Source organism: Caldivirga sp., assembly GCF_023256255.1.
In the GTDB taxonomy this organism is placed as follows: Archaea; Thermoproteota; Thermoprotei; order Thermoproteales; family Thermocladiaceae; genus Caldivirga.
The window spans coordinates 1-8,669 of the sequence record NZ_JAGDXD010000062.1; the positions used below are offsets into that span (position 1 = coordinate 1).

Genomic DNA, 8,669 nt, shown 5'->3' on the forward strand with positions numbered 1-8,669 from the left:
GGGGGCTAGGATCCAGTAAGGCAAGTACACTATGCCCACTGGACCCCACGTTAATATTACGGCAGTTCTATTTATGACGTAGGCGATAGCCTGCCTAACAGCAGGAATATTGAAGGGGTAGTACATAGGTAATGAGAAGCCGAAGGCCGATATGTCAGGCATTATTACGAAGCCGTATAGCCCAGACTTATTAATTGTTTGATCTATTGAGTATGGGGCTGCCCAACCGAATACGTAGAAGTCCTTGTGGGCCAGCATTAAGCCAGCTAACTGTGAGTAGCTTGAGAAGGTTATGAAGTTCTCAAGCTTCGGGTAATACTGCCATGTGTGGAATGGGTAAACTTGATCCCAGGCAGCTAGCACGCTTGGTGGATCAAGCTTAACTATGATGTAGTTCGATATAACGCTAGATACATAATATGGACTAAGACCCCAGTAGGGAGCAACAAACTCAGTGATGTTTTTACTATATGCCAAGGCTTGTGAAGCATTCATGGTTTGCAGCTTCTCAACGATGGGTTTCCATACTGGCCATGGCGTCTCAATCCAAGTTATAAGCATCCATATCCACTCCGTGGGTGACCAACGATCAAGATGGAACTCAATCGTATAATTATTCAACACTATAATGTCCTTATCAGCATTCTGGGGGCTAATCCAAGGAGACCAACCACTGAATGCCTTAGCGGTAATGTAGAATTGAGCATACACATCCCATGCAGTGAATGGTATTGTTGCAGTACCATTGAACCAATATAAGCCCTCACGCAGATACACAATTATAGTCCTATTTTGGGGAAAAATCTCCCAGGACTTAGCCAATATGGGTAGGAATTCATTAGTAGTTGGGTTGAAGGCTGCTAAGGGTGACCATGTTCCAGCGAAGTATAGTAAGTTACCTGAAGCCCATGGATTCCACCATGGTGCTGGCCAAGGCGTAACAAGGGTATAGTACCATGGTGCCACAACCTCAAGCGTATAAGTTGGACTAGACGATTGCTGCGCATAGGCCACACTAAGGCTATATGCTACTGCTATTACCAACACCACCATTATTATATATGATTTTTTACTAACTAACATAGTATCCTTCTTTAGGATAACTTTTTAAATTTTATCGCAACGAATAAAAACATTTATATAAATCAAATATTAATATAAAAGTAAAAATATGCGGTAAATTACTTGTAAAAATAAACTGCTCAAGTTCATCATACTGAAGGGATAATCAATTGAATTATTGAACCTTTTAAAATGACTAGTGAGGGTAGTAATGCTATGTTGTCTGTTAAAACTTTTTCTTTACTATCAGCTTAAATGAACCTTAAGCCAAGTAGCCATTCTTCTTATTATGTCCCTCCTAACCTCATAGTCATCAAAAGTATGCCCACTTTTATCAAGCAAGATTAATGTTTTGTCGCTAAACTTAACTCTATCGTGGAACTCCACTGATTGTTGGTAGGGTACCGCTGAGTCATCTTTAGAATGAATTATCATTATTGGTACCTTAATCAACTCTGCTACATCCATTGCGTTGGAGTTAGCCAGTTTAAGAGCGTTACTTAACTTAAGCCTATAGGCCCCGAAGTAGAAGTAGTCACCTCTGGCACCCTGAGTTATTCCCCTATTTAACCCCGAGAAGTCTATCGCTGGTGAGAGGAGGATTAACGCCCTGGGTACGCTCTGCATCTTAGCGTAGGTCTTTAACGTTATGTAGCCACCCATGCTTAAGCCCAATAACGCTATCTTACTTGAGTCTACAAAGCCAAGCTTAAGAACATGGTTAACCATGAATTCTGCATCATTTAATGCATTATCTATGTCGAATTCCTCAAATGGCCCTGAACTATCACCGTGATTCCTATAATCAAACCTAACGACCACAAAGCCGCCACTGCATAATTCCCTGGCAATATCTACGTAAAGTCTACCGGCCTCAATATGTGTCCCTGTGAAGCCATGAAACATGATTACTGCAGGATGCTTACCATCATCCTCAGGCTTATCCACAATATTGAAGATCCACCCATCGTTAAGGTTTATCACCGACGGAGACTCAACACACCTCATAGTAGATGCATTGTCACTTACTTTTATGTATTACCTTTCAACAAATGGTTATTAATAATTTATGTCACACTTTAACGTTAATTCAGTAGTAAAGTGATATCCTAACTTGCATATCAACTAAGAATTAACCCCAAAATGCGATTAAGGCAACTGGTAAAGCCACGAATTAATAGGGAGATACTACCCTTCACCAGAATCACTATATCAACCTTAAACTGCACTTAACTCAGCCTTGGCTTAATTTAGTAGCACAATAATCAGGTTGTTAAGCATGATGCATAAGTGGTTACGTACAAGCACACCTACAGGATACGATTAACTCAATCCCAGGATCATTCTCTGACGGCCCCGCCGGGATTTGAACCCGGGTCCTACGGCTTAGAAGGCCGCCGCTCTAATCCATGCTGAGCTACGGGGCCTGGAGTAAGCTAACCTTGAGCTTATTTAAAACTTAACTGGATTATTAAACATCACAGTTAAGCCACCTTTAAATTTTCATTTCATGGACTAGAATAAGTTTTCCCAAGTATTGGGAAGGATTTAACGCTGTGGGAACCTGGTGCTTTTAATGACTTTCCTTATATCGAAAACGAATATGGGCTTCCACCCTAGTTTACTTAGCCTACTGCTTACTTTGCTTATTAGGCTTCTCTCGTATGAGGCGAGGAGGACTAGCTTAACCTCATTATCCTTCATGTATAGGCGTGCTAGTATTATCCCCCTGCTGGATGGCCAGTCATTATACTCAAGGCCTACATCATTAGTTAACATTGATCCATATTTACTTACTAAATCGTGTAGTTCATTCTCAACTTCATTAAGAACCTCAAATTGGCTCTCCTCCACGTTTACTTGACTTAAGCCAACAACGCTTAAGTCGAAGTAAACCATACGCTTATCGCCATGCACTTCAAATAATGCTACCCCCTGCATACTTTACGGGGGCATCTTCAGGATTGGGTTTATAAACTTATTTCCTCTAATAACGCTGGCTTATAGGCTTATTGAAACTTATTAATTACGCTATGGATTTGCAGGGTGGCTTTGATGGGTCATTAACCCTAATACCGAATAAGTAGCAGTAACCCTTATTTACGCCATAGTAGACGCAATCATTGCAGTTATCAGGCCTACCATTAACTATCTTAAACCCAAGCCCTCCAGTGGCGGCTGGTATTGCTATTGTTTGCTGCACCTGTGAAGGCTGGGGTGCAGTAGTTAATGGTGGTAATACGGTGGGTTGTGGTAAAGTTTGAGGAGTCGGTGGTTGGGGTGGTGGAGGCGGGGTTTGCGGTGTTTCCTGAGGTGGTGGGGGTGTAATTGGCCTAATGGGTTGGGGTTGAATAGCCTGAGGCGGTGGAATCTCGGGTGGGGGCGGTTGGGGTATTGGTTGGGCCTGGGGCATGGGTGATACTGCTGATGGTATCTCTATGTTGAATTCTTCCTTAAGCTCCTTAGCTAACGCTGCCCTAATAACGTCCATTGTTAATTCATTACCCTCAGCGACCTTCCTATCATTAATAACCATAGCTGGGAATGACGAAACACCATCCTGTCTCATCCTAACTATCAGTGACTTGTATTGACCAGGTATCCTGCCTTCAGGCTGATCAAGGTACTTAATAACGTCCTCAATAACGTCACTCCTAACTTTAATTATAGTTAACCTAACCTTATCCTCACCAATACCCCTCTTAGCCAACTCAGCCTTAATGTCATTAACAATGGCCCTAACTTCATTTTCAATTGACTCCGTCCTCCCGGTAATGGAGTAAAACCTAATAATCATTGCAGTACTAGCTAGGTGGAGATTTATATTTCTAGCGTGTGACATTTTACTAGTAGTCCCTGGCCTTAAAGGGCTTGCCTCAATGATCTTTAACTGGTTTAAGGCTTATGATCCATGAATCGCAGATGGGCGAGGGGTAATGGGTTTAATTACTGGCAACACTAAGCCTGTGAATCATGTCCTGGATGATATTAGATTACTGATGTGCACTATTGACTTAACGATATCCTTAATGGCATCCCTGTACGTTAATTTACCTCCAGTAACCTTCTCAATAATGCTTACTGCGCCAGTTCGACTGAAACCGGTTACTCCTAGGAATCGGCTTAGGAATAATGAGTCAACGCCATAAACCACGTACGCTACCATTAATGCGTGTTTATTGTCCCTGAGGTAATTAGCCATGAGCATATTGTAGCGTTCAGTTGGGTTACTGTACCTTAGTGATAGGGCTGCCAATGCCCCACTTAACATTGCTTGAAATATTCCTTCACCAGTGACTGGGTCTGCTAAACCTAACGCATCTCCGGTTAGCATGATTCTACCCACTGATACTACGGTAGGTGGCTTGTAGGGTATTAGGTGGCCCATTATTCTGCCTGGTTTTAAGCCAAGTTCACCAATGTAATTAAGCAGTAAATCACTGTACCTTCCCTTTAGGGCTGAGCCGAGCCCAACATCATAGTAACCATGGCTCAGTGGGAATAGCCAGGCGTAACCCCACTTAATTCTAGTGAAGTCAAGTATGCAGGCGTCCCCAGTATTAATGCTTAGTTCACCTGAGGCTATGTTCATTAGAGCTAATGCGCTTGACTTAGGCGTTATGCCAATTGATCTACCAACCCTTGATGGTGCTCCATCAGCCCCAATAACCCACTTAGCCTCGTATATACTATTCCTACCTATGACCTCAACCTTATCCTGCGTTTCCTTAACCTTAAGGACCTCGTCATTAACGTACTCAACACCATTATTAACAGCCTCATTAAACATGAATTCATCCAACCTCTCCCTTCTTGATACCCTTATCATAGGTTCCTTAAACCTCATGGCGAATGAACCAGCCTGCGTCACTGTAACCACTTCATCACACTCATGCTCAATTACTTCACTTAAATCAAGCCCAAGCAGTCTTGATAAGGCAATAGTCTTAGGTGTTAACCCCCCACCACATGGCTTAGCCCTGGGGTGCCTAGACTTATCAATAATCAATGCCCTAATACCAAGCCTAGAGGCTACTAGGGCTGCCGTATTGCCTGCTGGTCCACTGCCGACGATTATTAAATCATGCATAATGCCCTAAACCCCACGTGACTTAACCCTAATGCCGTATTTAAGAATTCCACAGTAGGCAACAATAGCAATGATTAGTATTACTAATAGGGGGATTAGCCAAAGCCGCATGCCTACACCTCTAATGATTAATACATAAGTGTACTTATAGACACTGGTGTTACCGGCATACAACGTTATTACTAAATCATACTTACCGCTAGTCCAATTACTAATATTAATCATCATCTTACTTGAATTTAACGGTATGCCCATTACCTTACCCTTAACTGCAGCAACCCATCTTGCCTTACTTGGCGTTACGCTTATAATTAACTTACCGTGCCTTAAGCCCACTGATGCATTTATGAGCCATAGGTAGGTTGAATTCACCCTACCTGGCATTTGACGCACTACACCATTAATGTATTTTTCACTTATCCCAGCCACAGGGTTAACTGACTCACCTGTGTCGAAGGATCTAGATTGCCCACCCACCACGGTAAACCAATCATTGGAGTACCTGTATAGGAGCATTATTGTGGCGTTCCACTCATTTACATACAATTGAGCCGCAGCAGTGTAGCCTCCAACAACCCACTCAACGTCATTGCTTAGGTTACCTGGGTTGAATCCGCCAATGGTTATGTAGGCCCTTGTTGAATTAACCTTGATTAATACACTATCGTACTTAACCCACCCTGTATCAAACTGTGTGTTATTCAGCCTGTACCAGTAATTCACGTTAACGTAGCCATGCGTTAAGTTAACAGTAACCATGCATGATACCGTGAAGGGTGCCTTAACAAGCATTATTGGTGGCGCCACATACCTATAGTAGGCGGCGTAGGATTGGTAACTTGGGAAGCTCCTATTACCGCTTATTAATTTAACATTAAGGTAAGCGTTAACTTCAGTAATATTCCATAGGTCATCCCAGAACCAAACCATGTAGTATGTTCCGTTGAACTTCTCAAAGTGAGCGATATCCTGAATCCAGAAGTATTGAACACCATTAGTGACTACTAGGTTTAATTGAACACTAGCCACATTACCTGGGGCAAAGCCTATTGAGGCGAAGGATGAGTTATAGAGCGTTAAGTAACCCATTACAGCGTTAACGTGATACGTGTAAGTTACTAGGGTACCATTCCACAATTCTGCTGTACCATTATCCGATACACCAACTGCGTTAATTGCATTAACCACGGTGATGGAGATCGTAAGAATAATGATGGCTAGTATTAGTACTAGTTGCCTCATTACTACGTTAAGGGTAGTTTAATGGCCTTACCCTCCATACTGCTCCTGTAAATAGCCTCTATTATTTCCTGTGCCTTAACAGCATCATCAACTGTTACGCTTAGGGGGCTACCCTTAGCTACGGCGTCAATTAACTCATCTAATGTAGTCCTCTGCACCCCCTGAACCCTAGGCTTAACCCACCCACCTTGATCCCTCGTGAAGTACATTAAACCCAACTCAGTCCTCACTAATGAACCCTTCTCACCATAGACCTCTAGAGGAGACCATGGTAAACCCTCAATGACTTGAGTCCAACCAGCATCAAGTATCCCCAAGGTACCCTTAGAGAACCTTAATATACCAACACCCTGATCATCAATATTGTAATTGCCTGTGAAATTGTTCACTAGGCCATGCGCCTCGACTGCATCATCATTGAGGAGGAATCTTAGTAAGTCCGCGCCATGTATGCCTAGGTCTAGGAAACCCCCACCCCCTGAGTATTGGCTCACGGTAAACCACTCACTCCAACCCTTAAACCACTTGTCAATTGCACCAGGGTGAGCCACCCTGATCCTAATCATGCTTACTCTGCCTAAGACGCCGCTTGCTAGGATTTCCCTAGCCTTGGCGTTCTCCGGATTAAGCCTTGAATTGAAGCCCGTGGTGAATAGTATACCATGCCTCTTAACGATATTACTAATATCAACAGCATCCTTAAAGTTAATGCCGATTGGTTTCTCACAGAAGATGTTAATGTTATTCTCGGCTAACAGTTCAATGTAATTCCTATGCTTAGAGGTTTCAGAATCAACAACAGCTACGTCAGGCTTAGCCTTAATTAAATCATTAATATTGTCGAATAGCCTAAAGCCATACCTATTAGTGTAGAACTTGGCCCTTTCAGAATCATCATCATAAACCCCAATAACCTCTACATCAGCCTTCTCAGTCCTCCTCCTAATCAACTGCTCGGCGTGACTTGGAGCGTGGACATGGGCAAAGCTTACTATCGCTACTTTAATAACCATGTTTAAGCACCTTTAGCGTACTGGTTTAGTATAGGCTTAACCTCATCAGGTATTGTTAACTTAACCTCAGTACCGCCTTGCCTAGCTGACTCATATATGGCCTCGAGTATGAATTGCTCATAAACATTCTCCCTTGGGTCTATTGGGGATGGCTTACCATTAGCCACAGCATCAATGAATTTACCAACCTTATCCCTCCACGGATCCCTGTTAGGTAATTGAACCGTGGTTGTAGTCATGTGACCCCACTCATCCCTATAAACCTCAAGTGGATTCAACTTAATACCACCCCTAGTCCCCATGTAGAATGGCCTACCTAACTCATTATTGTGCATTGCCCAAGCCTCCTTAAGTATTAGTACACCACCATTCTTGAGTATAATCTTGGCTACAACGAAGTCCTCAACCTCAAATCTCTCAGTATCCCAAGCACCCCACCCACCCTCAACAATGGCATCCTTACTTTTACCAATACCGGTGAAGACATGACCACTAATCCTCTCCACCTCAGGGAAGCCTAGGATATTCATCGCATTATCTATTGCGTAACAGCCTAAGTCAAGCAACACACCACCACCAGCCATTTCCTTAGTGTAGAATGTTGGAGTTGTTGGAATACCTCTACGCCTCTTACCGTCAGCTAATGTTTCACCATAGTAGAATTCACCAAGTAAACCACTTGACACTATTCTCTTTGCTGCAATAATCTGGGCTTCAAACCTATTCTGAAAACCAACCTCAAGAACCTTACCTGAGGACACAGCTGCCTTATACATTTCAAGAGCCTCATTAGCTGTTGAAGCCATAGGCTTCTCAACAAGTACATTAACACCATGTTTAAGCGCATATATTGTTGGCTCAGCATGAAGCCTATGAGGCGTTGTAATACTCACAGCATCTAAATTAAGCTTATCAATCATCTCCCTATAATCAACAAAAACATTTTCCTGGGGAATATTCCACCTCTTGGCAAATTCAAGACCCCTCTCCTTAACTATTTCGGCAACCCCCACTAATTCAACATTAGGAAGCTCCTTATAGTACCTGGCATGAACATTAGCAATGCCACCAGCACCTATGAAACCAACCTTAACTTTGGTACTTAAGCCCATAGCATAGAAACCTCCCTAGTATTTTAAAGCTTTAAAATGCATGCATTTAAGGTAAAAACTTTATATTTTAATATTAAACCACATTCTGCATTCTAGCTTCTTATCTTCTTCTTAGTGCTATTATTGCTGCTACTGCAGCCACCACTATTA

8 protein-coding genes and 1 tRNA gene are annotated in these 8,669 nt (G+C 42.6%); all 9 read right to left on the minus strand.

Translation table 11 applies throughout. The features are described from left to right. Nucleotides 1-1,083: ABC transporter substrate-binding protein (locus tag Q0C29_RS09785; RefSeq protein ID WP_292000479.1), on the minus strand; the 1,083-nt coding region annotated here is incomplete at its 3' end. 225 nt (nt 1,084-1,308) lie between these two features. Continuing rightward, entirely contained in the window at nt 1,309-2,070 is a 762-nt protein-coding gene (locus tag Q0C29_RS09790) for an alpha/beta fold hydrolase (RefSeq protein ID WP_292000480.1), read from the minus strand. 343 nt (nt 2,071-2,413) lie between these two features. Beyond that, a tRNA-Arg gene (locus tag Q0C29_RS09795) sits at nt 2,414-2,489 on the minus strand. 121 nt (nt 2,490-2,610) lie between these two features. Then, nucleotides 2,611-3,003, minus strand: a complete 393-nt coding sequence (locus tag Q0C29_RS09800; protein ID WP_292000481.1) for a hypothetical protein — start codon at nt 3,001-3,003, stop codon at nt 2,611-2,613. 85 nt (nt 3,004-3,088) lie between these two features. Beyond that, nucleotides 3,089-3,859, minus strand: a complete 771-nt coding sequence (locus tag Q0C29_RS09805; RefSeq protein ID WP_292000482.1) for a hypothetical protein — start codon at nt 3,857-3,859, stop codon at nt 3,089-3,091. A 174-nt stretch (nt 3,860-4,033) separates the two neighbouring features. Beyond that, nucleotides 4,034-5,152 (minus strand): NAD(P)/FAD-dependent oxidoreductase, encoded by a 1,119-nt coding sequence (locus tag Q0C29_RS09810; RefSeq protein ID WP_292000483.1) that lies wholly within the window; start codon nt 5,150-5,152, stop codon nt 4,034-4,036. A 6-nt stretch (nt 5,153-5,158) separates the two neighbouring features. Continuing rightward, nucleotides 5,159-6,394, minus strand: a complete 1,236-nt coding sequence (locus Q0C29_RS09815) for a thermopsin family protease (RefSeq protein ID WP_292000484.1) — start codon at nt 6,392-6,394, stop codon at nt 5,159-5,161. A gap of 2 nt (nt 6,395-6,396) precedes the next feature. After that, nucleotides 6,397-7,407, minus strand: coding sequence for a Gfo/Idh/MocA family oxidoreductase (locus Q0C29_RS09820; protein WP_292000485.1), 1,011 nt, complete (start codon nt 7,405-7,407; stop codon nt 6,397-6,399). Between the two features lie 2 nt (nt 7,408-7,409). Next, nucleotides 7,410-8,519, minus strand: a complete 1,110-nt coding sequence (locus Q0C29_RS09825; RefSeq protein WP_292000486.1) for a Gfo/Idh/MocA family oxidoreductase — start codon at nt 8,517-8,519, stop codon at nt 7,410-7,412. Between the last annotated feature and the right edge of the window lie 150 nt (nt 8,520-8,669).

What these genes read in the sequence shown, in the direction of transcription:
- Q0C29_RS09810 (WP_292000483.1), bottom strand. Translation starts at nt 5,152, where the DNA reads ATGCATGATTTAATAATCGTCGGCAGTGGACCAGCAGGCAATACGGCA.
- Q0C29_RS09800 (WP_292000481.1), bottom strand. Translation starts at nt 3,003, where the DNA reads ATGCAGGGGGTAGCATTATTTGAAGTGCATGGCGATAAGCGTATGGTT.
- Q0C29_RS09790 (WP_292000480.1), bottom strand. Translation starts at nt 2,070, where the DNA reads ATGAGGTGTGTTGAGTCTCCGTCGGTGATAAACCTTAACGATGGGTGG.
- Q0C29_RS09815 (WP_292000484.1), bottom strand. Translation starts at nt 6,394, where the DNA reads ATGAGGCAACTAGTACTAATACTAGCCATCATTATTCTTACGATCTCC.
- Q0C29_RS09820 (WP_292000485.1), bottom strand. Translation starts at nt 7,407, where the DNA reads ATGGTTATTAAAGTAGCGATAGTAAGCTTTGCCCATGTCCACGCTCCA.
- Q0C29_RS09805 (WP_292000482.1), bottom strand. Translation starts at nt 3,859, where the DNA reads ATGATTATTAGGTTTTACTCCATTACCGGGAGGACGGAGTCAATTGAA.
- Q0C29_RS09825 (WP_292000486.1), bottom strand. Translation starts at nt 8,519, where the DNA reads ATGGGCTTAAGTACCAAAGTTAAGGTTGGTTTCATAGGTGCTGGTGGC.